Origin of the sequence: Kitasatospora sp. NPDC008115 (assembly GCF_042957205.1) — a bacterium.
Classification (GTDB): domain Bacteria; phylum Actinomycetota; class Actinomycetes; order Streptomycetales; family Streptomycetaceae; genus Kitasatospora.
Genome location: NZ_JBIBHU010000016.1, coordinates 20,542 through 44,236 on the forward strand (window position 1 = coordinate 20,542; position 23,695 = coordinate 44,236).

Consider the following 23,695-nt stretch of genomic DNA (forward strand, 5'->3'; position numbering starts at 1 on the left):
GGAATCGGCAGGAACGGACGTTGACGTGGCTACGCAGAGTACGGACAAGGGCGCGCCGGGTGGCGGCGGGACCGGATCGCGGCCCCGCCTGATGCTGCTCGACGGCCACTCCATGGCCTACCGGGCGTTCTACGCGCTGCCCGTGGAGAACTTCAACACCTCCACCGGCCAGCCCACCAACGCGGTGTACGGCTTCGCCTCGATGCTCGCCAACACCGTCCGGGACGAGGCGCCGACCCACCTCGCGGTCGCCTTCGACCTCTCCCGCCAGACCTTCCGCTCGGTCGAGTTCCCGGACTACAAGGCCAACCGCGCCAAGACCCCGGACGAGTTCCGCAGTCAGGTCGGCCTGATCGGCGAACTGCTCGACGCCATGAACGTGCCGCGGCTGACCGCCGAGGGCTTCGAGGCCGACGACATCATCGCCACCCTGGCCACCGCCGCCGAGGCGGCCGGCTACGACGTCGACATCGTCACCGGCGACCGCGACTCGCTCCAGCTGGTCAGCGAGCACATCACCGTGCTCTACCCGACCAAGGGCGTCTCCGAGCTGACCCGCTACACCCCGGAGAAGGTCGCCGAGAAGTACGGCGTCACCCCGCGCCAGTACCCGGACCTCGCCGCGCTGCGCGGCGACCCGTCCGACAACCTGCCCGGCATCCCCGGCGTCGGCGAGAAGACCGCCGCCAAGTGGGTCAACCAGTTCGGCTCCTTCGAGGAGCTGGTCGCCCGCGCCGACGAGGTCAAGGGCAAGATCGGCGAGAAGCTGCGCGAGCACCTCGACTCGGTCAAGCGCAACCGCGTCCTCACCGAGCTGGTCCGCGACGTCGAACTCCCGCTCGGCGTCGGGGACCTGGCCCGCGCGCCGTTCGACCAGCCGGCCGTCGGCGCCCTGATGGAGTCGCTGGAGTTCCGCAATGCCAACTTCCGCGACCGGGTCTTCGGCATCGACCCGGCCGCCGCCGAGCCCGAGGCCGCCGAACTCGCCCCCGGCGTCGACGTCGACGGCGAACTGCTCACCGACCCCGGCACCCTCGCCGCCTGGCTGCGGGAGCACGCGACGGACAAGTCCCCGGTCGCGCTGGCCGCCGTCTACCAGTGGGCGCTCGGCAGCGGCGAGGTCACCGAGGTCGCGCTCGCCGCCGGGGAGGCCGCCGCCTGGTTCGACCCGGCGCTGCTCGCCGAGGAGGACGAGCGCGCCTTCGCCGGCTGGCTGGCCGACCCGGCCGCGCCCAAGGCGCTGCACATCGCCAAGCAGGTCATGCGCGCCTTCGCCGAGCGCGGCTGGACCATCGAGGGCGTCGTCGCCGACACCGCCCTCGCCGCCTACCTGGAGAAGCCCGGCCGGCGCACCTTCACCCTGGAGGTGCTCGCCGAGGAGTACCTGGCCCGCTCGCTCGCCCCGGCCCCCGCCGCCGAGTCCGGCCAGCTCGCCTTCGACGCCCCGGAGGAGGATCCGGCCGCGCACGCCCAGGCCCTGATGCTCCAGGCCCGCGCCGTGCTCGACCTCGCCGCGCTGTTCGACACCCGCCTCGCCGAGGTCGGCGCCACCGAGCTGCTGCGCGACATGGAGCTGCCGATCGCCGCCCTGCTCGCCCGCATGGAGCGCACCGGCATCGCCGCCGACCGGGGCTGGCTCACCGGCCTGGAGTCCCAGTTCGCCGCCGAGATCCAGCGCGTGGTCGAGGAGGCGCACGCCGCGGCCGGCCACGAGTTCAACCTCGGCTCGCCCAAGCAGCTCCAGGAGATCCTCTTCGGCGAACTCGCCCTGCCGAAGACCAAGAAGATCAAGACCGGCTACACGACCGACGCCGACGCGCTCACCTGGCTCGCCACCCAGACCGACAACGAGCTGCCGGTCATCCTGCTGCGCCACCGCGACCAGGCCAAGCTGCGCACCACCGTCGAGGGCCTGCTCAAGACCGTCTCCCCGGCCGGGCGCATCCACACCACCTTCAACCAGATGGTCGCCGCCACCGGCCGGCTCTCCTCGCAGGACCCGAACCTGCAGAACATCCCGGTCCGCACCGAGGAGGGCCGGATGATCCGCCGCGCCTTCGTCGTCGGCGAGGGCTACGAGTCGCTGCTCACCGCCGACTACTCGCAGATCGAGCTGCGGATCATGGCCCACCTCTCCGAGGACGCGGCGCTGATCGAGGCCTTCGCCAGCGGCGAGGACCTCCACACCACCGTCGCCTCCCAGGTGTTCGAGGTGCCGGGCGGCTCCGTGGACGCCGAGATGCGCCGCAAGATCAAGGCGATGTCCTACGGCCTCGCCTACGGCCTCTCCGCGTACGGGCTCTCCCAGCAGCTCGGCATCAAGCCCGCCGAGGCCCAGGGCCTGATGGACACCTACTTCGAGCGCTTCGGCGGCGTGCGGGACTACCTGCACCGGGTCGTCGAGGAGGCCCGCGCCACCGGCTACACCGAGACCCTGCTCGGCCGCCGCCGCTACCTGCCGGACCTCAACAGCGACAACCGCCAGCGCCGCGAGATGGCCGAGCGGATGGCGCTCAACGCCCCGATCCAGGGCTCGGCCGCCGACATCGTCAAGATCGCCATGCTCCGGGTCGACGAGGCGCTGCGCACGGCCGGGCTGACGTCCCGGATGCTGCTCCAGGTGCACGACGAAATCGTGCTGGAGCTGGCGCCGGGCGAGCGCGAGCCGGTCGAGGCGATCGTCCGCGAGCAGATGGCGGGCGCCTACCCGCTGCGCGCCCCGCTGGACGTCTCGGTCGGCGTGGGCGCCGACTGGGAGGCCGCCGCGCACTGACGTACCGTCAACAGGTCCCGGGCGGAGCCTCGTCGAGGCTTCTCCCGGGGCCTTCTCGGGACCAGGGAACGGTCCTACCCTGGCAGGTATGCCTGCCGATGAGCTGATCCGGCGCGGCCGCGACGGCAGCACCGTCGACCTGGTGCTCGAGCCGGGTGGGGGCTCCTGGCCCGCCGCCGTGCTCCTGGTGCTGCGCCAGCTCGCCGTCCTGCTCGCCGTGGGCCTCGCCTTCCTGCCTGCCGGCATGCTGCTGGTGGGGGTCGCGGTGATCGTCGGCGCCACCTTGGTGGCCGCGGTGACCGTCTGCGCGGCGCTGTGGGTGTCCGCCGCGCTGGTCCTGTGGCCGTTCGTCGCGGCCGGGGAGCTGAGGGAGGTCCGCCGGGTGCAGTTCGCCCCGGCCCAGGCCCCGACCGAACTGCGCTTCGTCCGGGGCGCCCGCGCCGACGCCTGGGTCCCGATCTCCGACCTCCGGCGCATCCAGCTGGACGAGACCGTGGAGGAGCCCTACGAGGGTGACCCCGAGCCGGCCGGGCACACCCTCGACCTCACGGTGGTGACCCTGACCGGCGGCGACGGCCGCCCGCACAGGGCGCCGAAGGGCACCGACGCCGACGCGCTCCAGCGCTCCCTGGAGGACCTGCTCGGCCCGGCCGGCGTCCCCGTCCTGCGCCGCACCGAACGGAGCGTCCGCCGCAAGCCCCCGACCCCCTCCGGCGGCTGGGTCTACGGCGGCTCGGGCTCGGCCAACTCCGGCGGGAGTTTCTCCGGCGGCGGGTGAGCCGGGCTTGCGGCGGACGCGCCGTCCGCGCGACCGGGGTTTTGGGGGATCCGCCGAAGTCCTCCGGTCCGCCCTTGTGGCCTGTGGGGGTTGATACCGGGTCAGCAAACCCCTTCACTTGTCATGGCGTCGTCGCTTCTTGATCGCGGCACCGATGCACTGGCGCACCGGCACACGATGCTCCGACGCATCAAGGCTCCGACACATCAACGCTCCGACGCCTCACCCGACGAGTCTGGAGATCCCCTCATGTCCCAGTCCCGCCTGCGATGCGCCGTCGTCGCGCTCACGGCCCTGCCCCTGCTCGCGCTCGGCGCGGGCCAGGCGGTGGCCGCCCCGGCCGCCGCCCCTTCGGCGGCCCCGGCCGCGGCCACCTCCCAGGTGACCGCGATCGAGGACGGCATCGCCCGCACCCTCGCCACCTCCCTCACCGACCCCGCCCTGAGCGAGCGGCTGCGCTCGGCGACCGCCACCGCGCCCGGCGGCGCCGAACTCGCCCCGCTGGCCGCCGGCGCCCCGGGCCTCGCCGCCGCCACCGCCCGGGCGGACCGCGGCATCGCCACCGCCAAGGGCCTCGGCGCCGACCTCGGCCCGCTGCTGCGTGTCCAGCTGGCCGACCCCTCCATGCGCGCCGCCCTCGACGCGGGCGCCGCACCGCTGGTCGCCGTCGCCGCCACCGACGACCACGCCCGCACCGTCCGCGCCTACGACACCGCCGGCCGGTCCCTCGGCCTCGACACCGGCACCCTGCCCACCCGCCCCGTCTACCTGGTCGACATCGACACGGCCAAGGCGATGACCGCCGGAATCGAGCTGCTCCAGCGGGAGTTCGCCGCCCAGGGCCTCGGCTCCGCCGCGCAGGCCGCGTCCGGCTGGTGGGGCACCAAGATCACCTCCATCCAGGTGAGCGACGACGAGGAGCCCTGGTTCAAGGGCGCCGCGGAGATGTTCAGCCTGGTGAGCGGCTTCGGCCAGGACGGCAAGGTCCGGGTCGACTCGGTCGCCATGCCGTACCTCCAGTACGACGGCACGGTGTACTACCCGAACCAGATCCTGGTGAACTGGTCCAACTACAAGTACAACCTGGCCGACGTCGTCCTGATGGAGGACGACGGCGACACCAACTACCTGGCCCTCGCCAAGGCCGTCGCCGCCGTCCTGCTCACCATCACCGACCAGGGCGCCTACATCCCCCTGGTCAACGCCGTCCTGGACGCCCTGCCCGCCTCCTGGTGGGTCGACGACCCGGACTACGTCGACTCCTGGTACACCCTCGCCCGTACCAGCACCGGCCGCCTCAACGGCGCCCGCGCCAACGGCTGGATGACCGTCGAGCCCTACTGGGTCAGCCAGCTCTGACCGCCGCCCCACGGCACCCCCGCCGTCGGCCCCCTCTCGGGCCGGCGGCGGGGGCGATCAGTCTGGTGACACCGGGGGAGCGGGCGCGTAGCGTGGAGAGCGAGGTTGTCGTGCGACAGGCCCGACCGTGACGCGTGCGCGGTCGCGGCCCGGACAGCCGAGGAGGAAATCCATGTCCAGGGAACTGCTCTTCTACCGGGCCGGTGACGGCCACATCGCCGTCGGAAGGTTCGGCACCGACGCCGGCTACACCGAACTCCTCGGCGGGGGTCTCGCCGCCGGGTGGACCCACATCGTCCCGGTGGGCCGGGAGTTGCTCTTCTACCGCGCCGGCGACGGGGTGACGAACGCCGGCCGGATCGAGCAGGACGGCCACTTCACCCAGCTCTCGGCGACCACGCTGGCGGCCGGCTGGACGCATGTCGTCGCGGTGGGCCGAGAGTTACTGTTCTACCGGATCAGCGACGGCCACATCGCCACCGGCCGGCTCGACAACGCCGGCACCTACACGGATCTGCACAGCGGCGGGATCTCCGGAACCTGGAAGCACGTCGTACCGGTGGGCCGGGAGGTGCTGTGCTACCGGGACGTCGACGGTACCTTCGTGACCGGCAACGTCGACGTCAAGGGCAACTTCACCAACCTCGACAGCGGCGGAATCGCCGCCGGGTGGACGCACATCGTGCCGCTCGGCCGCGAGCTGCTGTTCTACCGGGCCGGCGACGGCCGCATCGCCACCGGCCGGCTCGACCTCGACGGCGCCTTCGCCGACTTGGCCTCCGGCGGGTTGGCCGCCACCTGGACCCATATCATCTCCGTGGGGCGGGAGTTGCTGTTCTACCGGGCCGGCGACGGCTCGGCCGCCGCCGGCCGCCTCGACACCGAGGGGATCTACACCGACCTGGCCGACCTCGGCTTCGCACCCGGCTGGTCCACCATCATCGCCACCACCGCCTGACCCGGACCGGGCTGTTGCCGCCCACGCCGTGCGTCGGCACGTCGCGCCGGGCCGGACGGCCGCAGTTGATCAACCCGTGTGACAGGAGTGGTTCCGTACTACCGTGGGCCCGATGACAACGGAATCCACGTCGACCGGACGGCCCGCCTCCCTGGCCGAGGCGCCGACGCTCCAGGCCCGCAACTCCGCCGCCTTCTGGACCGCGACCGGCGTGTCCCGGGGGCACGAGGTGATCCGGCGCCGCGGATTCGTCGCCGTCGACGGCGACCGGCGTGCCGGCCTGCGCATCCTGGTCCAGGAACCCGACCTCGACCCGGGCGAAGTGGCCGAGTTGGGCGAGCTGACCCGCCGGGCCGCAGGACCGGTACTCGTCGAGGACCCGTTCAGCTCGACGGACCTGGGCCACCTGGGCCTGCGCACCTGGCAGATGCCGGTCATGCTGCGCCCGCCCGGCCCCGTCGACGCCCCGGCCCTGGAGGTGACCCGGGCGCGGCGGCCCGAGGACCTCGGGGCGGCCGAGCGGGTCGTGATCGAGGGCTTTGAGCTGAACGCATTCGAGCCCCACCGCCCCGGCGAGCTCTTCCCTGCGGGCCTGATCGAACAGCCGGGCGTGGACGTGTTCGTCGCCTCGGTCGACGGCGCGGTCGCGGGAGCCGGCGTGAGAGTGGTGGCCGACGGCGTCGCCAGCCACTACTGGATCGCCACCTCCTCCGCCTTCCGCTCCCGCGGGGTCGGCCGCGCCGTCATGCTCGGCGCCCTCGCCCACGTCACCGACCTCCCGGCCACCCTCACCGCCTCGAAGCTGGGCCGCCCGCTCTACGAGTCCCTGGGCTACACCGCCGCCGCCCCCGCGACCTGGTGGGCCTCCGCATAGGAAGTCGGCGGAGCCGACTTCCTATGACTCGCGGCGTGTCGCACACATACACTCGACGGGGTGAAATCGCCCACGGCACCGCACAGTTCGAGAAGCGCCGACGATCTCGGCCTCCAAGGTGGCCTGCTAGAGTCCGCCGTGTTCGGATGCCGATTTCCAGGCACGAACAGGTAGGGAGCGCTTCTGTGATCAGCGATGCCGTCGGCCGCCACCCGGAGCGGGCTTTCCGGCTGATCGTGACGGGCGGTGGAACCGGCGGGCACACCTATCCGGCGCTTACCGCGGTCCGTACCGTGCGGGCGAGGCTCGCCGCGGCCGGCCGGGCGCTGGATGTTCTGTGGGTCGGCACGGCGGACAGCCTGGAGTCCCGTGTCGCGGCGGGCGAGGGGATCGAGTTCGCGGCAGTTGCCACGGGGAAGATCCGACGTCACCGGAACCCGATCAAGATGGTCTCCCCGGCGAACGTGCGGGACATGGCGCGTGTGCCGCTCGGCGTCGCCCAGGCCCGCGCAGCGGTCTCCCGGTTCCGCCCCGACGTAGTTCTGGCCACGGGCGGGTACGTCGCGGTGCCGGTGGGCATCGCCGCTTCGCTGTGTCGTCGCCCGCTCGTCGTCCACGAGCAGACGGTGCGCCTGGGCCTGGCCAACCGCACGCTCGCGGGACGGGCGGCTCGCATCGCGGTGTCCTCCGACTCCACGCTGCCGCTGCTGCCGGAGACGGTCCGCTCGATTGCGGTCGTCACCGGCAATCCGGTGAGGCCCGAGGTTCTGACCGGTCACGCGGACAAGGCGATCCAGGCGCTCGGGCTGCACGGATTCCGCCAGGATCTGCCGACCGTGTACGTCACCGGTGGCGCGCAGGGCTCGGAGCAGATCAACAGCCTGGTGGCCGAGGGTCTGCCCTGGCTGCTGGCCGGCGCCAACGTGATCCACCAGTGCGGCCCGGCGAACGTCGAATCCCTGCGGGCCCGCGCGGCGGCTCTTTCCCCGCATCTGGCGTCCAGGTATCTGCTCACCGGGTTCGTCGGTTCCGAGCTGCCCGACGTCCTGGCGCTGGCCGATGTGGTGGTCTCCCGCAGTGGAGCGGGCACGATCGCGGAGCTGACGGCGCTGGGCAAAGCTGCCGTCCTCGTCCCCCTCGCCAGCTCGGCGGGCAATGAGCAGGCCCACAATGCCAGCCACCTGCACGACGCCGGGGCGGCGGTCGCCCTCCTAGGCGATGTGACGGCGGAGCGCCTCCGTGAGGCGGTCGATCCGCTGCTGACCGACGCCCACCGCCGCACGGGCATGGCTGAGCGGGCGCGCTCCCACGGCCGGCCGGATGCCGCCGACCGCCTGGTGGACCTGCTCATCTCGACCGCCGCCCAGCACTGACGAGCAGGCATGGCCGGGAGCCCGGGGCGAAGGTTCGCCCCGGGCTCCCGCCGTGCTCAGGCACCGCGGACACTGGTCCCGTCTGCGGACCCTGCCCGCGTCCAGCCGCTGCGTTCGCCGAGTTCGGCGTTGTCACGGCTGTAGTGGGTGACCGCTGTGGACGCCTCCTGCGGGCGTGGCACGATCCGCTCCAGCCTGGGCAGCGTGTCCGAGATGAGCAGCCGCCCGTGTTCCATGGCCCGCTGCCACACGTCTTTGACCTCGTCCACGTCCGGCCAGATGGAGAAGACCGCTTCGGCCAGGATCGGCCCGGAGTCGATCCCGGAGTCGATGACGTGGATCGTGATGCCGTGCAGGTGCTCGCGGTTGTGCAGTGCCCAGTTGACTGGCCGAACGCCCCGGTAGCCGGGCAGGCGGCCGGGATGGCAGTTGATGATGTGTTCGGTGGCGTCGACCAACTCAGGGCCGATGAGCTTGTCATAGAGAACGCTGAACACCAGGTCGCAGCGGCCCGGCTCCAGGTCCCGCCAGTCTCCTGAGCGCAGGATGCGGGTGGCGGGCCAGCGCTCGGTGACGTAGCCGGACAGCCGCACGTCCCAGTCCGGCTCGACCGCGTTCGGGATCACGGTGTCCAGTACGGTGCCGGTCAGAGCAGCGATGGTCTCGCACGCGTGCGCGGCGAGGGCCCCCTTCCCGAGGACGGCCGCGCGCCTCACCGCCCGCTCCCGGTAACGCACTTGAGGGCGGCGGCGACGTGGTGGACGTCGTCCTCGGTCATCTGCTGGTGGAACGGCAGCGACAGGATCTCCTCCCCGACCTGCTCGGTGATCGGCAGGCTTCGCCGCCACTGGGCGAAGGCGGGCTGGAGGTGGTTGGGCGGGTAGTGGACGCCGACCGCGATTCCTGCGGCAAGCATCCGCCGGAAGACTGCGTCCCGATCGGCGACCCGCACCACGCACAGGTGCGGCACCGTGTGGTCCACGTCCACGTCCACCAGGGTGACGCCCTCCGCGCAGCGCAGGGCCGCTCGGTAGGTTCGCCACAGCTCCTGACGCTTGACCTCGGTGCTCTTGAACCTGGGGAGCTGGGCCAGCCCGATCGCCGCGTTGATCGAGGACAACTGGTAGCGCAGGCCGAAGCCCTCCACACGGTAGGACGTGGCGGTCTGCCGTTCGGCCTGCGAGGCGACGACACCGAGCAGCCGCAGCCTGCGGATCGTGACGGCCTCCTCGGGGGTACGGGGGATGACCATCCCGCCCTGGCCGCACGTCAGGTTCTTGACCGGTCCGAAGGAGAAGCACGTCAGATCGCCGGTGCTGCCGACCCGGGCAGGGCCGCTGTAGGAGCCGAAGGCGTGGGCGGCGTCCTCGATGACGACGATGCCCTGCTGGTCGAGCGTGCTCCGGATTCCGGAGAGGTCAATGGCCCGGCCGCCGAACAGAACGGGCATCACGGCCCGGGTGGCGGGGGTGATCGCCTCCGCCACCGCGTCCGGCTCGATGCACAGGGTGCCGGGGTTGATCTCGATGAAGTGCGGCGCTGCACCGCAGGCCAGAATTGCCTGGATGGTCGCGCAGAACGTCAGTGAGGGGACGACCACCTCGTGCCCGGGGCCGATACCCGCGGCGAGGAGTGCGGTGTGCATCGCGGCGGTGCCGGAAGCGACGGCCACCGCGTCCGGCACGCCGAGGAACGCGGCGACCTTCTGCTCGAACTCCTCGGTGACCTCCGTGTGTCCGTACTGGCCGGCCTCAAGCACGCAGGCCACCGCATTGGCCTCTTGGCCGTAGAGGAAGGGGGTCGCGTTGCGCCGGTACTCGGGGGTGCTGCTGTTCAACGCATTGTCCTTTCCGTTGTCGCGAGCGGGGGGCTCACACGGGGTGGTGGAAGGGCTTGGGGGCCTCAGCGGTGGTGCGCAGGAGCGGCGCCCACCGGTCGGGGTTGTTCCGGTACCAGTCGGCGGTCTCCGTGAGACCGTCCTTGAGGTCCCGATCGGGCCGGTAGCCGAGGGCGGCGGTCTTCGACCAGTCCATGGCGTATCGCAGGTCGTTGGACGCGCGGTCGGGGATGTAGCGCACCCGGTCCCAGCCGGCGTCGAACATCCGCAGCAGGATGCCGGTCAGTTCCTTGCTGGTCAGGTCAGTGCCGCCGCCGATGTTGTAGATCTCGCCGGGAGTGCCGTCGCGGAGCACGAGTTCGATGCCGTGACAGTGGTCTTCGACGTGGAGCCAGTTGCGGATGTGCTGGCCGTGTCCGTGGAGGGTGAGTTCGTGGCCCTTGAGGAGGCGTGTGATGAACAGCGGAACGATCTTCTCGGGTTGCTGGCGCGGCCCGTAGTTGTTGGACGAGCGGGTGACGCACACGGGGAGGTCGAACGTCTGGAAGTAGGACAGGGCCACGAGGTCACTGGCGGCCTTCGAGGCGGCGTACGGAACGCTCGGCCGCAAGGGGTCCGTCTCGGCGGCCTGACCGATCGCCAGTGGCCCGTAGACCTCGTCGGTGGACACGTGGACGAAGCGGTCGATGCGGGATTTCCGGGCGGCCTCCAGCAGCGTGTAGGTGCCCAGGACGTTGGTCGCGAGGAAGTTCCCCGTGTCGTAGAAGGAACGGTCCACGTGTGACTCGGCGGCGAAGTGGACGATCGCGGTGTGTTCCCGGGTTAGCTGTTCGACCAGCGGGGCGTCGAGGATGTTGCCAGGGACGAAGGACAGCCGGGGCGACAGCATCGCCTCGCCCAGGTTCTCCACACTTCCGGCGTAGGTGAGGGCGTCGAGCACGGTCACCTGCGCCACGTCGTCACAGCGGAGCGGCCGCTTCGCGAAGTGCGAGCCGATGAAGCCCGCTCCGCCGGTGATCAGCACCTTTTCCATGGCTGGCCCTTTCGTCTGTGGTGCTCTTGATCGGGTTGGAGCTGATGTCCTTCGGGTGGTTCCGCCCGCGACAGGGGGGTGCCAGTCCTGACGGGCGGCGCCCGTTGCCAGCTCGGCCGCCCGGCGTCGGCAGGACGCCTGGCGGCTGGACGGGGCTTGGCGCATTCAGGCGGTGACGAGGGTGGGAACTGGGGCGAAGGCGGGGGCGACCAAGGCCCAGACGAACTTGCCGACCCCACCCGCGCGGGGACAGCAGCCCCAGCGCTCGGCGAGTTCCTCGACGAGGAAGAGGCCGCGACCGTGCTCGTCGTCGGGGGTGGTGGTGTGGAGGGTGGGGCGGCCGCTGCCGGCGTCGTGGACTTCGAGGCGCAGGCGGGAGTTGATGAGGGCGAAGCGGACCTCGATGAGGCGGTCGGCGGGCGCATCGCAGTGCTGGACGGCGTTGGCGAAGAGTTCGCCGAGGAGGAGTTCGGCGATGTCGGAGTAGCGGTCGCCGGTGGGGAGCGCGGAGAGGTAGGCACGGAGGAGGTGGCGCGCGAGGGGGCTGGAGGCGGTGTGGGAGTCGAGCCGGGCGGCGAACATGCGGGGGCGGCGGGAAGCGGGCATGGCGGAGTACCTCGGTGGGGGTGGAATGGGGAGCGTCAAGGCGTCGCTTCAATGCGTAGTGATGCGACTACCCAGCGAATCCAGCTTCCTCTAGACTTCGGAGCTGTTCAACTTGTCCACGTTGTTTGATTGGTGGGGTGAATCTCCGTGAACAGGCGGGAGCTTGATCCCCAGTCGTCTCATGCGGCCGGGTTCGGGGCATTCCTTCGCACGTTGCGCGAGCAGCGGGGCTGGACGCAGGAGCACGTTGGGGGCCTGATTGGCTGCACGTCGTCCCACATCTCAGCTCTTGAAAATGGCCGGAGGAAAGCAACTCAACGGATCTCAACAGAACTTGACCGAGTGTTCGGCCCGGGGGAGCAGTTCCTGTTGGAGTGGAGCAAGTCGGGTCAGCGCATCCTGTTCGAGGGCTTCGAGGAGTATCTGCGTGACGAGTCGAAGGCCGTGGCCATGAGGCTGTTCGAGATCAACATCATTCCGAGCCTCTTGCAGATCCCTGCGTACGTTCGGGCGTACCAGGGAGCGCTGGTCAGCCGGGGCGTCTCGACACAGCAGCAGGCTGACGAGCGAACGGACCTGCTACTCCACAGGCAGCAGGTACTTGCTCGTGATCCCGCTCCGCTCATCCACGCGGTCATAGATGAAGGGGCATTGCGGCGGTCCATCGGTAGCAGCGAAGTGATGGTCGAGCAGTTGCGGCATCTGGAGGCCATCGCGGCTCGGCCTCGCATCCTCGTTCAGATCAGCCCGTTCTCGCTGGGTGAACTCCGGCCGTTCGCCCATCCAGTTACGTTGCTGACCACGCCAACCAGGGCCATGGTTGGGTACGGGGAGACGCAGAAGCGGGGCTTCCTCGAACGTGATCCGGAGACGCTGGCGGAGTGGGCCAGTGAGTACGATCACCTCCAGGTCGAGGCGTTGTCCCGGGCGGCGAGCATCGAGTTTATTCGGGAAGTTCGGAGGGGTTTTGATCATGGATGACCTGCGCAGCGCCACTTGGCGCAAGAGCTCGTACAGTGCCCAGCAGGGGCAATGCGTCGAGGTGGCAATCGGGTCCCCCGGCCGAGCGCCCGTCCGTGACTCCAAGGACCCTGAGGGTCCCGCTCTCGTCTTCCCCGCCGACGCGTGGCGGTCGTTCGTTGCGGCCGTCCGAGTCGGCGAGTTCGGCGACGTATGACGCGCTTTGCGAGCTACCGAGACCCCACTGCCGCAGATGAGTAGTGGGGTCTTCTGCTGTTGCTTCCGGGTGCTGGTGCGCCTTGCGGGTTCGGTCGTCGGGTCTTCGGGCCAGGAGTGGCGGCGGAAGCGGGATGGCCGTTGTGCCAGAAGGACGCCAGGTTGCGGTGATGGCGGCGGGGCGGCCATCACCGGCAGAGGAGAGGAGGCTGTTGCGCAGGAAGTCGGTGGGGCCGACTTCCTGCGCATGGCGAGGGTGCGTGGGAGGTGAGCTGGCGCGGGCCGTGGCCCCGAGACTGGGCTGCGACGGAAAGTTGCGACGGCTCAAGCGGCCTATCACCGCCCATGAGGCCGGATACGGTGTCAGGACTGATCGACTTGGGGAGTGCGGGCATGGACCCATCGCGGCGGCGGACCGGGCGTGACATGTGGACGATCCCGGCAGCGGAGGTGGCGGATCATGCCCAGGCGTGACTATGAGGACGACCCCAACGCCCCCGAGGTCAACTCCCTGGTCCCGGCCGCGTCCGTCGTCGTGGTCGACGATGCGGGCCGTGTCCTTCTCCAGCGGCGTACCGACAACGGGATGTGGGCCCTGCCCGGCGGCAGGATGGACATCGGCGAGTCGATTGCCGGGTGCGGCATCCGCGAGACGCGCGAGGAGACCGGCATCGACATCGAGATCACCGGAATCGTCGGCACCTACACCGATCCCCGGCACGTCTTCGCCTACGACGACGGCGAGGTCCGCCAGGAGTTCTCCATCTGCCTCCTCGGACGCTCGCTCGGCGGGGAGTTGAGGGTGTCCGACGAGTCCCACGAGGTGGCGTGGTTCACCCCGGCCGAAACGGACGGGCTGCCGATGGTGTCGAGCATCCGCAGGCGGCTGGCCGACTGGCGCTCCGGGATGATCCCCGTGGTGCGTTAGCACCTTCCTTCGCACATGACGACTTCGGATGGACTGAGGACGCGACCGTCTTCTCGGTGTGGTACCGGCCGTTGAGCCCGGCGTGCCGATATCTCATCCACGTCACTCACGGGTCCACTGTCCTCGGATGGTGGCCACCGCCGATCATTCGACAGATACGCTCGGAACTGGTCGACTTGGGGGTGCGGACATGGACCCATCGCGGCGGGGAGTCCTCACGGCCGGCCTGTACTCGGTGGCCCTCGGCATCCCCGGCTGGCCCGACCTGGTCGGCCGGTTCGAGATGCTGCGGACCGACCCGCGCATGCGGATCGGTATGGCGGAGGTCCGCTCGGTCATGGCGATGACCGAGCGGATCAGCGATCTGGACGACCAGTTCGGCGGCCGGATGGCTCGCCCGATGGCCGCCTCGTTCCTGGTGAACACCATCGCCCCGTACTTGCAGGCCGACGCCTCCGAAGAGGTCCGCAAGGCGATGTTGTCGGCCGCCGCCGACCACTGCTACCTGACCGGCTACATGGCGATGGACGAGCGTCACGACAGCCTGGCCCAGAGCTACTACATGAAGGCCTTGGGGCTGGCAGGGCACGCAGGCGACCACCTCACGTACTGCACCACCCTGCGTGGCATGAGCGTGCAGGCCGTCGATCTCGGCCACGGCAGTACCGCCATGCGGTTCGCGGACGCCGCCTCGGCCGCCTCCCCGCAGGCCGGCCCCCGGATGCGGGCCTTCCTCGCCGGGCAGCAGGCCCACTCCGCAGCCCAGACCGGCGACAAGGCTGGAGCGCTCTACCACCTGGGCATAGCGGAAGTCGCGATGGAGCAGGCCGAGTCCAAGGCCAAGGCATTCGGCTCCTACGACCCGTCGTCCCTGGCGTACCACGAGGCCAAAGTCCGCTGGGAACTGGGCGACAAGACCGGTGCCATCACCGCCATGGAGACGTCCGACCGCCTGCGGTACTCCGTCTACGTCCGCAACCGGGTGCGGATGACCGGCATGCTCGCAGAGTGGAAGTTGCAGGCCGGCCGACTCGAAGAGGCCTGCGCGGACTGGCACCGGGCTCTCGACGACTACCCGACCATCCAGTCCGGTCGGGCCGACGACCGCTTCCGTTCGATGATGGCGATGGTCAAGCCCTACCAGGGCAACCGGCATGCACGGGAGCTGTACGACCGGGCGCGGCCGATGGCGAAGACGGCCTGACCGGCACCGGGCGCGTTGTCGGAGGCTCCGCCACCCGATCGACGGGTGGCGGAGCCTTTCACCTACTGCTTCCGGGCGTTGGTGCGGCGGGAGCGTGGCCCCTCGGATCTGCGCGGACGGCGGGGTAGCCGGTGACGGCGGCGGGGGGAGGGGCTTCTGCGCAGGAAGTCGGTGGGGCCGACTTCCTGCGCGTGGCGAGGGCTTTCAGGTGCGGGTTGTTTGGGTGGCGCGGGCGACCAGGACTGGCATGCGGGAGCTGCTTCCCGAGACCCCACTACCGCAGATGAGTAGTGGGGTCGTCTACTGCTATTTCCGGGTATTGGTGCGCTTCGTTGGCTCCGCCGTCGTCGGGTCTTCGGGCCAGGGGTGGCGGGGGTAGCGGCCTCTGAGATCTGCGCGGACGGCGGGGTAGCCGTTGTGCCAGAAGGACGCCAAGTCTCCGGTGATGGCGGCGGGGCGGCCGGCGGGGGAGAGGAGGTGGACGGTGAGGGGGATTCTTCCGGCGGCCAGGGTGGGGGCCGCCTTCCAGCCGAAGAGTTCCTGCAACTTGACGGCCAGTACCGGGCGTTCGGTGGTGTAGTCGACGCGGATCTTCGAGCCTGACGGCACGGTGATGCGCTCGGGAGCGAGTTCATCGAGGCGGCCTGCCTCGCCGGTGGACCACGGCAGGAGGCGCTGGAGGGCGGCTGTCGTGTCAATACGGGCCAGGTCGGAGCGGCGGCGGGCGCGGGAGAGTTCGGGCTCCAGCCACTCCTCGGCGCGATCGAGCAGTGCTGCGTCGGAGACATCGGGCCACGGGGCGCCGATGGCGCTGTGGAGGAAGGCCAGACGCTCGCGGAGGTTGGATGGGAAGGCGAGCAAAGCGCTCACGCCTTCGCGGGCGAGGCCTTCGAGGAGGGCGGTGCGGACGAGGGATCGGTCGGGTTTGGTGAGGGGCTTCTCCGCGAGTTCGATGGCGCCGAGGGAGTCGACCTGTCGCGCGACGACTTCGCTGCGCCGGGTGTCCCAGTGGACCTCCTCGCGGGTGGTGAGGAGAGGTGCGCCGGCCTGGCGGGCGGTGTCCTCGTCGAGGGCGGCGGCGTGCAGGATGCGGGCGGAGTGTGAGCCGGCGGGGCGGTCGGCGACGGCGACCGCGAGCCACGGGAGGGCGCCCAAAGTCGTGCCAGGGGCGAGTTCGGCGGCGGTGCCGGAGGCCATCAGGTACGGGCTGCGCTCGCCCGGGGCGGGCCGGTCCACCCGGGCGCGGGCGATGCGTTCGGGGAAGGCGAGGGCGACGACGAGGCCGACGGCGGTGGTGTCGGGGAGGCTGGTGGCCCCCTGGTCGTCGGTGGCGCGCAGGAGGCGGCGGACTTCGTCGCGCCAGCGGCCCGCGTAGGGGTCACGGGAGGTGCGGACGGTGCGCCACACCGCGCCGAGGTCGTCGCCGAGGGCGCGTGGGGGTTCTTCGGAGAGCAATGCGACGACTTCGGCCGCCCGGCGGGCGCCCACCGCAGGCGCGCCGTCGACCAGCGCGCGGCCCAGCCGGGGGTGCAGCCCCGTGCGGGCGAGCCGGGTGCCACGCGCCGTGGCGCGGCCGTCCGAGGAGACGGCACCGAGGGCGAGCAGGACCTGCCGGGCGGCGGCCATCGCCCCGGCGGGCGGGGCGTCGGGCAGGGCGAGCCCCGTGGCGTCCGGGTCGCCCCACACGGCGGCCTGGAGGGCGAAGGACGTCAGGTCGGCGAGCGCGATCTCGGGCGTCGGGAAGCGGGCGGCGCGGGCGTCCTCTGCCTCGTGCCAGCAGCGGTAGACGGTGCCCGGCGCCTCACGCCCGGCGCGGCCGGCCCGCTGGCGGGCGGCGGCCAGCGAGGCACGCACGGTGACCAGGGCGGCGAGCCCCCGCGCGTGGTCGGTGCGCGGTTCGCGGGCCAGCCCGGCGTCCACCACGATCCGGACGCCGGGCACGGTGAGCGAGGACTCGGCGACGGCGGTGGACAGGACGACGCGGCGGGAGGCGGAGGGTGTGAGGGCGGCGTCCTGCACGGCCTGCGGGGCGCGGCCGTGCAGTTGGAGCACCTCGGCCGGCACGCCGCCGAGCTGCCCCGCGACCCGGGCGATCTCGCCGACGCCGGGCAGGAAGCAGAGCACGTCCCCGTCGCGCTCACTCAGCGCCCGTCGGACGACGGAAGCGACGTGGTCGAGCAGCGCGTAGTCCACCCGGGTGCCGTGCGCGGGCCGCACCGCCCGGGCGGGCGGCGCCCACACGACCTCGACCGGGTGCGAGACCCCGTGCGCCTCGACGACGGGCGCGCCGTCCAGCAGCGAGGCCCACGCCTCGGTGTCCGAGGTCGCGGAGGCGCAGACGATCCGCAGCTCCGGCCGTAGCGCCGCGCGCACGTCGAGCAGGAAGGCGAGCGCGGTGTCGGCGTCCAGGTGCCGCTCGTGGCACTCGTCCAGCACGACGACGTCCACGCCGGTCAGCTCCTGGTCGCGCTGGAGCCGTTGCAGCAGCACGCCGGTGGTGACCACCTCGACCACCGTGTCCGGCCCGACGCGCCGCTCGCCGCGCACCGTGAACCCGACCTCGGCGCCCACCGTCGAGCCGAGCAGCCAGGCCATCCGCCGGGCGGCGGCCCGGACGGCGAGCCGGCGCGGTTCGGCGACCAGCACCCGCCGCACGGGGGCGCCGGAGTCCAGCAGCCCGGCCAGCGCCAGTGGCACCAGCGTCGTCTTGCCGGTGCCGGGCGGTGCGGCGAGGACGGCGGCGCCGTGCTCCTCCAAGGCCTCGGCCAGCGCGGGCAGGGCGGAACGGACGGGCAGCTCGCGCCACGCGGGGTGCAACGGGCTCAGCCCCGCTCGGTGACGAAGATCGCCGTGCCCGGGATGAGCCGCCCGCGCAGCGGCGACCAGCCGCCCCAGTCCTGCTCGTGCCCCTCCGGCCACTCGGGCTCGACCAGGTCGAGCAGCCGGAAGCCGGCGGCGACGAGTTCGCGGACCCGGTCGCCGAGGGTGCGGTGGTGTTCGACGTAGGTGGCCCGGCCCTGCTCGTCCTGTTCGACGTAGGGGGTGCGGTCGAAGTAGGAGGTGACGGCGGTGAGCCCCTCGACGCCGGGCTCGTCGGGGAAGGCCCAGCGGATCGGGTGGGTGACCGAGAAGACCCAGCGCCCGCCGGGCCGCAGCACCCGGTGGATCTCGCGCATCAGGGCGGCGGTGTCGGCGCTGAAGGGGACGGCGCCGTAGGCGGAGCAGGCGAGGTCGAAGGAGGCGTCGGCGAACGGCAGCACGGCGGCGTCGGCCTGGACGACCGGGACGGGCGCGGCGCCGCGCGCGAGGTCGATCCGCAGCGAGTGCTGGAGCTGGCGGTGCGAGATGTCCAGGGCGACCGGGCGGGCGCCGCGGCCGGCCAGCCAGCGCGAGCACTGGGCGGCGCCGGCGCCGATCTCCAGGACGGTGCGGCCGGTGACGTCGCCGAGCAGCCGGGCGTCCGCCTCGTCGAGGCCCTCGGGGCACCAGGTGAACCGGTCGTCGCCGAGGAACTCGCCGTGCTCGTCCTGGTACTCGTCGGCGTTGCGATCCCACCAGTGGCGGCTGGCGCGGCTGCTCTCGCCGGTGCCGGCGGTCCGCCTTACCGCGTCGTCGCCGTCCTCGTCAAGATCAATGGGGTCGGGGAGGGGGGTGCCGGTCACGGTGAGAAGGCCCATCGCGTAGGGTGTGGTCTGCGGAAGCGCCGCTGCCGTGAACCGGTCCGAGAGGCCCGGTGTCCCGGTGGTGGCATCCGGGGAAGGTCCTCCCAGCGGCCGCCACCCTTGAGGTGCGCAATCGGAGGATATGGCCTGATCCATACCGGGCTCCACCGTCTTGCCGTTCTTGGCGTTGACCGTGCCTGGCCGTCCCCGTATGCTACAAGTTGCGCTGCGGGCCTGCGCGCCTCGGACGGAGCAGGTCGCGCTCGCATCTGTCGAAGACCCCACGGTCGCAAGACGGACGCCGATCTCCCGTTGCCACGGGAATCCCGGTGCTCCGTGTTCTTGGCTGTCCGGCTTTCGGTGGGAGCGATACGGGCCCTCCGCGTGGCATTACCTACGACTTTCATGTCCGTACCGGAGCCCTTTTCCTAATGACGAGCCCCACCGACTCCTCCCTCAGCACCACCCCGCAGGTCGCGCTCAACGACATCGGCGACGCCGAGGCGTTCCTGGCCGCGATCGACGAGACCATCAAGTACTTCAACGATGGCGACATCGTCGAGGGCGTCATCGTGAAGGTCGACCGTGACGAGGTTCTCCTCGACATCGGTTACAAGACCGAGGGCGTCATCCCGTCCCGCGAGCTGTCGATCAAGCACGACGTCGACCCGCACGAGGTCGTCGCCGTCGGCGACAACATCGAGGCCCTGGTTCTCCAGAAGGAGGACAAGGAGGGTCGTCTCATCCTGTCCAAGAAGCGCGCTCAGTACGAGCGTGCCTGGGGCACGATCGAGAAGATCAAGGAAGAGGACGGCATCGTCACCGGTACCGTCATCGAGGTCGTCAAGGGTGGTCTCATCCTCGACATCGGCCTCCGTGGCTTCCTCCCGGCCTCGCTCGTCGAGATGCGTCGCGTCCGCGACCTCCAGCCCTACGTGGGCAAGGAGCTCGAGGCCAAGATCATCGAGCTGGACAAGAACCGCAACAACGTGGTCCTGTCCCGCCGTGCCTGGCTGGAGCAGACCCAGAGCGAGGTCCGCCAGACCTTCCTCACCACCCTGCAGAAGGGCCAGGTGCGCTCCGGCGTCGTCTCCTCGATCGTCAACTTCGGTGCCTTCGTGGACCTGGGTGGCGTCGACGGTCTGGTTCACGTCTCCGAGCTGTCCTGGAAGCACATCGACCACCCGTCCGAGGTTGTCGAGGTCGGCCAGGAGGTCACCGTCGAGGTTCTCGACGTCGACATGGACCGCGAGCGTGTCTCCCTGTCGCTGAAGGCGACCCAGGAGGACCCGTGGCAGCAGTTCGCCCGTACCCACCAGATCGGCCAGGTCGTCCCGGGTAAGGTCACCAAGCTGGTTCCGTTCGGTGCGTTCGTCCGCGTGGACGAGGGCATCGAGGGTCTGGTCCACATCTCCGAGCTGGCCGAGCGCCACGTCGAGATCCCGGAGCAGGTCGTCCAGGTCGGCGACGAGATCTTCGTCAAGGTCATCGACATCGACCTCGAGCGTCGTCGCATCAGCCTCTCGCTGAAGCAGGCCAACGAGGCGCTGGGTGCCAACCCGGCCGAGGTCGAGTTCGACCCGACCCTGTACGGCATGGCCGCGTCCTACGACGACCAGGGCAACTACATCTACCCGGAGGGCTTCGACCCCGAGGCCAACGACTGGCTGGCGGGCTACGAGAAGCAGCGTGAGGAGTGGGAGCGGCAGTACGCCGAGGCCCAGGCGCGCTTCGAGCAGCACCAGGCCCAGGTCATCAAGAGCCGCGAGGCCGACGCGGAGGCCGCTGCCGAGGGTGGCGACGCCGTCGCCGCCGCCGCGGGTGGCTCCTACTCGTCCAGCAGCGACGAGGGCTCCGGCGCCCTGGCCTCGGACGAGGCCCTGGCCGCCCTGCGCGAGAAGCTGGCCGGTGGCCAGAGCTGAAGCTCTGCCCCGCTGGTGCGTGACTAGCGCATAGCGTCATCGATGAACCCCGCTCGGTTTCCGGGCGGGGTTCATTGTTTTCCGACCTTCATTATTTGTTCCTTATGTGAAGGATTTATGTGATGAGGGGCTCATTGAATACCTATGGGTGATTCGGGACCCGGCGCCTACCTTGGGAGGAGTTGCCCGATGGGCCGCTCACCCGGCCCCGCACGCTAGGCACCCCCCGCACATGAGCCTTCGCTCCGCCGTGTCCTCCGCCGTGTCTCCCGCCGCCTCCCCCCGCCCGTCCGCCGACCAGCCGGTCGCCGGCCGCCTCGCCGCCCTCGGCCGGTTCTGCTACCGGCAGCGGCGCTGGGTGCTCGGCTTCTGGGCCGTCGTGCTGGTGATAGGCGTGCTGATCGGCGGGCGGGTCTTCGAGGGCTCGGTGGCCGGCGCCTCCTCCGCCTCCTCCGAGGCGGACCGCGGCAGCGCCGTCGTCACCGCCGCCGACCCGGCCAGGGGCACCGTCACCGCCGTGGTGGACGGCCGGCCGGTGGACGACGCGGCCGTCCGGGACGCCGTCACCCGCGCCACCGCCGAGATCGCCGCCCTCCCCGGGGTCTCCTCGGCCGCCGACGCCTACGGCCCGGGCCCGGGCGCCGCCGCGCTCCGCTCGGCCGACGGCACCGCGAGCCTGGTCTCGGTGCGGATGTCCGACACCAGTACCTCCGCCCAGACCACCGCCGTCACCCAGCGGCTTTCCGCCATTCAGGCCGACGTCCGGGCCGACGGCGGCAAGGTGACCGTCGGCGGGGACCTGGTGCTGGAGGAGGAGGTCAAGAAGCAGACCGAGCGGGACACCCGCTTCGGCGAGATCGTCACCCTGCCGCTCACCCTGATCGTCATGGTCCTGGTCTTCGGCGGCCTGGCCGCCGCCAGCCTGCCGGTGATCGGCGCGGTCGCCTCGGTCGGCGGCGCGCTGCTGGCCATGTTCGGCTTCAGCAAGATCATGGACATCGACACCAGCGTGCTGCCGATCGCCACCGTGCTCGGCCTCGGCCTGTCGATCGACTACGCGCTGCTCATGGTGAACCGTTTCCGCGAGGAACGCGGCCACGGCGCCACCATCGCCGCCGCCGTCGAGCGGACCGCCGCCACGGCCGGACGCACCGTCGCCTTCTCCGGACTGACCGTGGCCGTCGCGCTCTCCGGCCTGTTCGTCTTCACCAGCCCGGTGCTCGCCGCCGTCTCCGCGGCCGGGGTGAGCGTCGTGGTGATCGCCGTCGCCGCCGCGCTCACCCTGGTGCCCGCGCTGCTCGGCTTCGCCGGGAGCCGGATCAAGACGCCCAGCGCGCCCGTCCCCGACGAGGGCTTCTTCAGCCGGACGGTGCGCCGGGTCCGCAAGCGCGCGGTGCCCGTGGCGCTCGTCTGCACCGCGCTGCTGGTGGCCGCCGGCGCGCCGTTCCTGCACGCCGACATGCGCAGCTCCGGCGCCGCCGTGCTGCCCGCCTCCTCGGCCGGCCGGCAGGTCGCCGAGACGATCGACCAGCGCTTCCCGGAGGCCTCCGCCGCCCCGATCACGGTGGTGGTGGAGAGCGGCGCCGCCGTCGCCCAGGCCTACGCGGACGACGTGGTGGCCAAGCTGCCGGGCGTCAGCGGTGTGCGCGCCGTCACCCCGGTGAGCGACACCGTCTCCACCATCGACGTGCTGGTGCACGGCGACCCCCAGGGCGGGCAGGCCAAGCAGGTGGTCAAGGAGCTGCGGGCCGATCGCGGCGGGCTCACCACCGAGGTGACCGGCGGCGCGGCCTCGGTCGTCGACTTCCAGGACGAACTGCTCACCCGGGGGCCGATCGCGCTCGGCCTGGTGGCGCTCGGCACGCTGATCCTGCTGTTCCTGATGACCGGCTCGGTGGTGATGCCGGTCAAGGCCCTGCTGATGAACCTGCTCTCGCTGGGCGCCTCGCTGGGCGCGCTCACCCTGGTCTTCCAGGACGGCTGGTTCAGCGGACTGCTCGGCTTCAGCCCCACCGGCGGTCTTGAGACCTTCATCCCGGTGCTGGTGTTCGCCTTCGCCTTCGGGCTGTCGATGGACTACGAGGTCTTCCTGCTCGCCCGGATCAAGGAGCTGCGGGACAAGGGTCACAGTTGCACCCGGGCGGTGGAGCTGGGCGTCCAGCGCAGCGGGAAGATCATCACCTCGGCGGCGCTGCTGATGGTGATCGTCTTCGCCGGCTTCGCGCTCGGCGACATGCTGATGGTCAAGCAGATGGGCATCGCGCTGGCCGTCGCGGTGGCGGTCGACGCCACGCTGGTGCGGTGCCTGCTGGTGCCCGCCGCGATGAGCCTGTTCGGCGAGTTCAACTGGTGGGCGCCGGCCCCGCTGCGCCGGCTGCACGACCGGTTCGGGCTGAGCGAGCACGTCGAGCTGCCGGAGATCGGGGCGGCGGCCCTGCCGGCCCAGCGGCCCGACCTCGTCGGCGAGAAGCCGGTCGCGGGGAAGGAGCCGGTCGCGGGGAAGGAGCTGGTCGCCACCGCGCCGTAGCGGTTCGGGAGTACCGTGCTGAGGCATGCGGATCACCAAGTTCGGACATGCCTGCGTACGCCTGGAGCACGAGGGGACGGCCGTCGTCGTCGACCCCGGGATGTTCACCGATCCGGCGGCCCTGGCGGGCGCGGACGCCGTGCTGATCACCCACGAGCACGCCGACCACTTCGACGAGGCCCCGCTGCGGGCAGCGCTGGAGGCGGACCCGGCGCTGCGGGTGTGGACCAACCCGGACGTCGCCCGGAAGCTGGAGGGGGCGGCCCGGCGGGTGACGGCGGTCGGCGAGGACGACGCCTTCGAGATCGGCGCGATCGCCGTCACGGTGCACGGCGAGTGGCACGCGGTGATCCACCCGGAGATCCCCCGGGTGCGCAACGTCGGCTTCCTCTTCGACGGGCGGCTGTTCCACCCCGGGGACGCGCTGACCGTCCCGCCGCAGCCGGTGGACACCCTGCTGCTGCCGATCGCGGCGCCGTGGACCAAGGTCGCCGAGCTGGTCGACTACGTCCGCGAGGCCGGGCCGCGGCAGGCCGTCCCGGTGCACGACGCGGTGCTCAGCCCGGCCGGCCTCGCCGTGCACACCCGGCTGGTCGGTCCCGGCGGGCCGGGCACCGGGGCGGAGCTGCGCACCCTGGGCGAGGGCGAGAGCCTCGACCTGGGGTGACCGCGCGGCGAGGGTTGC

At 71.4% G+C, this 23,695-nt stretch carries 19 protein-coding genes and 1 pseudogene; 14 read left to right on the plus strand and 6 right to left on the minus strand.

Annotation, left to right across the window (positions count from 1 at the left end):
• Positions 1 to 91 precede the first annotated feature (91 nt).
• The 6 genes from polA (at position 92) to ACFZBX_RS20840 (ending at position 8,115) form a co-directional block, all read left to right on the plus strand.
• Entirely contained in the window at positions 92 to 2,773 is a 2,682-nt protein-coding gene (polA, locus tag ACFZBX_RS20815) for a DNA polymerase I (protein WP_391535377.1), read from the plus strand.
• Between the two features lie 88 nt (positions 2,774 to 2,861).
• Positions 2,862 to 3,551: a hypothetical protein gene (locus tag ACFZBX_RS20820; RefSeq protein ID WP_391535234.1), complete on the plus strand. Its 690-nt coding sequence runs from the start codon at positions 2,862 to 2,864 to the stop codon at positions 3,549 to 3,551.
• Between the two features lie 249 nt (positions 3,552 to 3,800).
• Entirely contained in the window at positions 3,801 to 4,910 is a 1,110-nt protein-coding gene (locus ACFZBX_RS20825; RefSeq protein WP_391535235.1) for a DUF3103 family protein, read from the plus strand.
• A gap of 172 nt (positions 4,911 to 5,082) precedes the next feature.
• Entirely contained in the window at positions 5,083 to 5,868 is a 786-nt protein-coding gene (locus ACFZBX_RS20830; RefSeq protein ID WP_391535236.1) for a hypothetical protein, read from the plus strand.
• Between the two features lie 112 nt (positions 5,869 to 5,980).
• On the plus strand, positions 5,981 to 6,742 hold the full coding sequence (locus tag ACFZBX_RS20835; RefSeq protein WP_391535237.1) for a GNAT family N-acetyltransferase: 762 nt from the start codon (positions 5,981 to 5,983) through the stop codon (positions 6,740 to 6,742).
• 185 nt (positions 6,743 to 6,927) lie between these two features.
• Positions 6,928 to 8,115 (plus strand): glycosyltransferase, encoded by a 1,188-nt coding sequence (locus ACFZBX_RS20840; protein ID WP_391535238.1) that lies wholly within the window; start codon positions 6,928 to 6,930, stop codon positions 8,113 to 8,115.
• A gap of 56 nt (positions 8,116 to 8,171) precedes the next feature.
• Here the strand turns inward: ACFZBX_RS20840 and ACFZBX_RS20845 are convergent, their stop codons facing one another.
• From ACFZBX_RS20845 to ACFZBX_RS20860, 4 genes are all read right to left on the minus strand, one after another.
• Complete coding sequence (locus ACFZBX_RS20845; protein ID WP_391535239.1) at positions 8,172 to 8,831, minus strand: formyltransferase family protein; 660 nt, start codon at positions 8,829 to 8,831, stop codon at positions 8,172 to 8,174.
• Positions 8,828 to 9,952, minus strand: a complete 1,125-nt coding sequence (locus ACFZBX_RS20850; RefSeq protein WP_391535240.1) for a DegT/DnrJ/EryC1/StrS family aminotransferase — start codon at positions 9,950 to 9,952, stop codon at positions 8,828 to 8,830. Before ACFZBX_RS20850 ends, ACFZBX_RS20845 begins: the two co-directional genes overlap by 4 nt.
• 34 nt (positions 9,953 to 9,986) lie before the next feature.
• On the minus strand, positions 9,987 to 10,985 hold the full coding sequence (rfbB, locus tag ACFZBX_RS20855) for a dTDP-glucose 4,6-dehydratase (protein WP_391535241.1): 999 nt from the start codon (positions 10,983 to 10,985) through the stop codon (positions 9,987 to 9,989).
• Between the two features lie 165 nt (positions 10,986 to 11,150).
• Entirely contained in the window at positions 11,151 to 11,591 is a 441-nt protein-coding gene (locus ACFZBX_RS20860) for an ATP-binding protein (protein WP_391535242.1), read from the minus strand.
• Positions 11,592 to 11,738: 147 nt separating this feature from the next.
• Between ACFZBX_RS20860 and ACFZBX_RS20865 the strand changes: the two are divergent.
• The 5 genes and pseudogenes from ACFZBX_RS20865 to ACFZBX_RS20885 form a co-directional block, all read left to right on the plus strand.
• Positions 11,739 to 11,930 (plus strand): annotated as a pseudogene (locus ACFZBX_RS20865) (helix-turn-helix domain-containing protein); the annotation flags it as partial.
• A 30-nt stretch (positions 11,931 to 11,960) separates the two neighbouring features.
• Positions 11,961 to 12,572 (plus strand): DUF5753 domain-containing protein, encoded by a 612-nt coding sequence (locus ACFZBX_RS20870; protein ID WP_391535378.1) that lies wholly within the window; start codon positions 11,961 to 11,963, stop codon positions 12,570 to 12,572.
• On the plus strand, positions 12,565 to 12,768 hold the full coding sequence (locus ACFZBX_RS20875) for a DUF397 domain-containing protein (RefSeq protein ID WP_391535243.1): 204 nt from the start codon (positions 12,565 to 12,567) through the stop codon (positions 12,766 to 12,768). The genes ACFZBX_RS20870 and ACFZBX_RS20875 overlap by 8 nt, the downstream gene beginning before the upstream one ends.
• Before the next feature lie 459 nt (positions 12,769 to 13,227).
• A complete protein-coding gene (locus ACFZBX_RS20880) occupies positions 13,228 to 13,695 on the plus strand; it encodes an NUDIX hydrolase (RefSeq protein ID WP_391535244.1) in 468 nt (155 codons plus the stop codon).
• Between the two features lie 190 nt (positions 13,696 to 13,885).
• Complete coding sequence (locus ACFZBX_RS20885) at positions 13,886 to 14,899, plus strand: transcriptional regulator (protein ID WP_391535245.1); 1,014 nt, start codon at positions 13,886 to 13,888, stop codon at positions 14,897 to 14,899.
• 306 nt (positions 14,900 to 15,205) lie between these two features.
• Here ACFZBX_RS20885 and hrpB read toward each other — a convergent pair whose 3' ends face one another.
• Together hrpB and ACFZBX_RS20895 are read right to left on the minus strand one after the other, a co-directional pair.
• The gene (gene hrpB, locus ACFZBX_RS20890; RefSeq protein ID WP_391535246.1) at positions 15,206 to 17,716 is read right to left on the minus strand and encodes an ATP-dependent helicase HrpB; all 2,511 of its coding nucleotides are present in this window, start codon (positions 17,714 to 17,716) and stop codon (positions 15,206 to 15,208) included.
• A 5-nt stretch (positions 17,717 to 17,721) separates the two neighbouring features.
• On the minus strand, positions 17,722 to 18,576 hold the full coding sequence (locus ACFZBX_RS20895) for a class I SAM-dependent methyltransferase (protein WP_391535247.1): 855 nt from the start codon (positions 18,574 to 18,576) through the stop codon (positions 17,722 to 17,724).
• A 416-nt stretch (positions 18,577 to 18,992) separates the two neighbouring features.
• On the opposite strand from ACFZBX_RS20895, the gene rpsA reads away from it, so the two are divergent.
• The 3 genes from rpsA (at position 18,993) to ACFZBX_RS20910 (ending at position 23,677) form a co-directional block, all read left to right on the plus strand.
• Positions 18,993 to 20,483 carry a 30S ribosomal protein S1 gene (gene rpsA, locus ACFZBX_RS20900; protein ID WP_380758741.1) on the plus strand — a complete coding sequence of 497 codons (1,491 nt, stop codon included), beginning with the start codon at positions 18,993 to 18,995 and terminating at the stop codon, positions 20,481 to 20,483.
• Between the two features lie 232 nt (positions 20,484 to 20,715).
• Positions 20,716 to 23,010: an MMPL family transporter gene (locus ACFZBX_RS20905; RefSeq protein ID WP_391535248.1), complete on the plus strand. Its 2,295-nt coding sequence runs from the start codon at positions 20,716 to 20,718 to the stop codon at positions 23,008 to 23,010.
• Between the two features lie 25 nt (positions 23,011 to 23,035).
• Positions 23,036 to 23,677: an MBL fold metallo-hydrolase gene (locus ACFZBX_RS20910; RefSeq protein ID WP_391535249.1), complete on the plus strand. Its 642-nt coding sequence runs from the start codon at positions 23,036 to 23,038 to the stop codon at positions 23,675 to 23,677.
• Positions 23,678 to 23,695: the final 18 nt, after the last annotated feature.

Coding starts and splice junctions, on each gene's coding strand:
- polA (WP_391535377.1), top strand. CDS start 92: ATGCTGCTCGACGGCCACTCCATGGCCTACCGGGCGTTCTACGCGCTG.
- ACFZBX_RS20820 (WP_391535234.1), top strand. CDS start 2,862: ATGCCTGCCGATGAGCTGATCCGGCGCGGCCGCGACGGCAGCACCGTC.
- ACFZBX_RS20825 (WP_391535235.1), top strand. CDS start 3,801: ATGTCCCAGTCCCGCCTGCGATGCGCCGTCGTCGCGCTCACGGCCCTG.
- ACFZBX_RS20830 (WP_391535236.1), top strand. CDS start 5,083: ATGTCCAGGGAACTGCTCTTCTACCGGGCCGGTGACGGCCACATCGCC.
- ACFZBX_RS20835 (WP_391535237.1), top strand. CDS start 5,981: ATGACAACGGAATCCACGTCGACCGGACGGCCCGCCTCCCTGGCCGAG.
- rfbB (WP_391535241.1), bottom strand. CDS start 10,985: ATGGAAAAGGTGCTGATCACCGGCGGAGCGGGCTTCATCGGCTCGCAC.
- ACFZBX_RS20860 (WP_391535242.1), bottom strand. CDS start 11,591: ATGCCCGCTTCCCGCCGCCCCCGCATGTTCGCCGCCCGGCTCGACTCC.
- ACFZBX_RS20875 (WP_391535243.1), top strand. CDS start 12,565: ATGGATGACCTGCGCAGCGCCACTTGGCGCAAGAGCTCGTACAGTGCC.
- ACFZBX_RS20880 (WP_391535244.1), top strand. CDS start 13,228: ATGCCCAGGCGTGACTATGAGGACGACCCCAACGCCCCCGAGGTCAAC.
- ACFZBX_RS20885 (WP_391535245.1), top strand. CDS start 13,886: ATGGACCCATCGCGGCGGGGAGTCCTCACGGCCGGCCTGTACTCGGTG.
- ACFZBX_RS20895 (WP_391535247.1), bottom strand. CDS start 18,576: ATGGGCCTTCTCACCGTGACCGGCACCCCCCTCCCCGACCCCATTGAT.
- rpsA (WP_380758741.1), top strand. CDS start 18,993: ATGACGAGCCCCACCGACTCCTCCCTCAGCACCACCCCGCAGGTCGCG.
- ACFZBX_RS20905 (WP_391535248.1), top strand. CDS start 20,716: ATGAGCCTTCGCTCCGCCGTGTCCTCCGCCGTGTCTCCCGCCGCCTCC.
- ACFZBX_RS20910 (WP_391535249.1), top strand. CDS start 23,036: ATGCGGATCACCAAGTTCGGACATGCCTGCGTACGCCTGGAGCACGAG.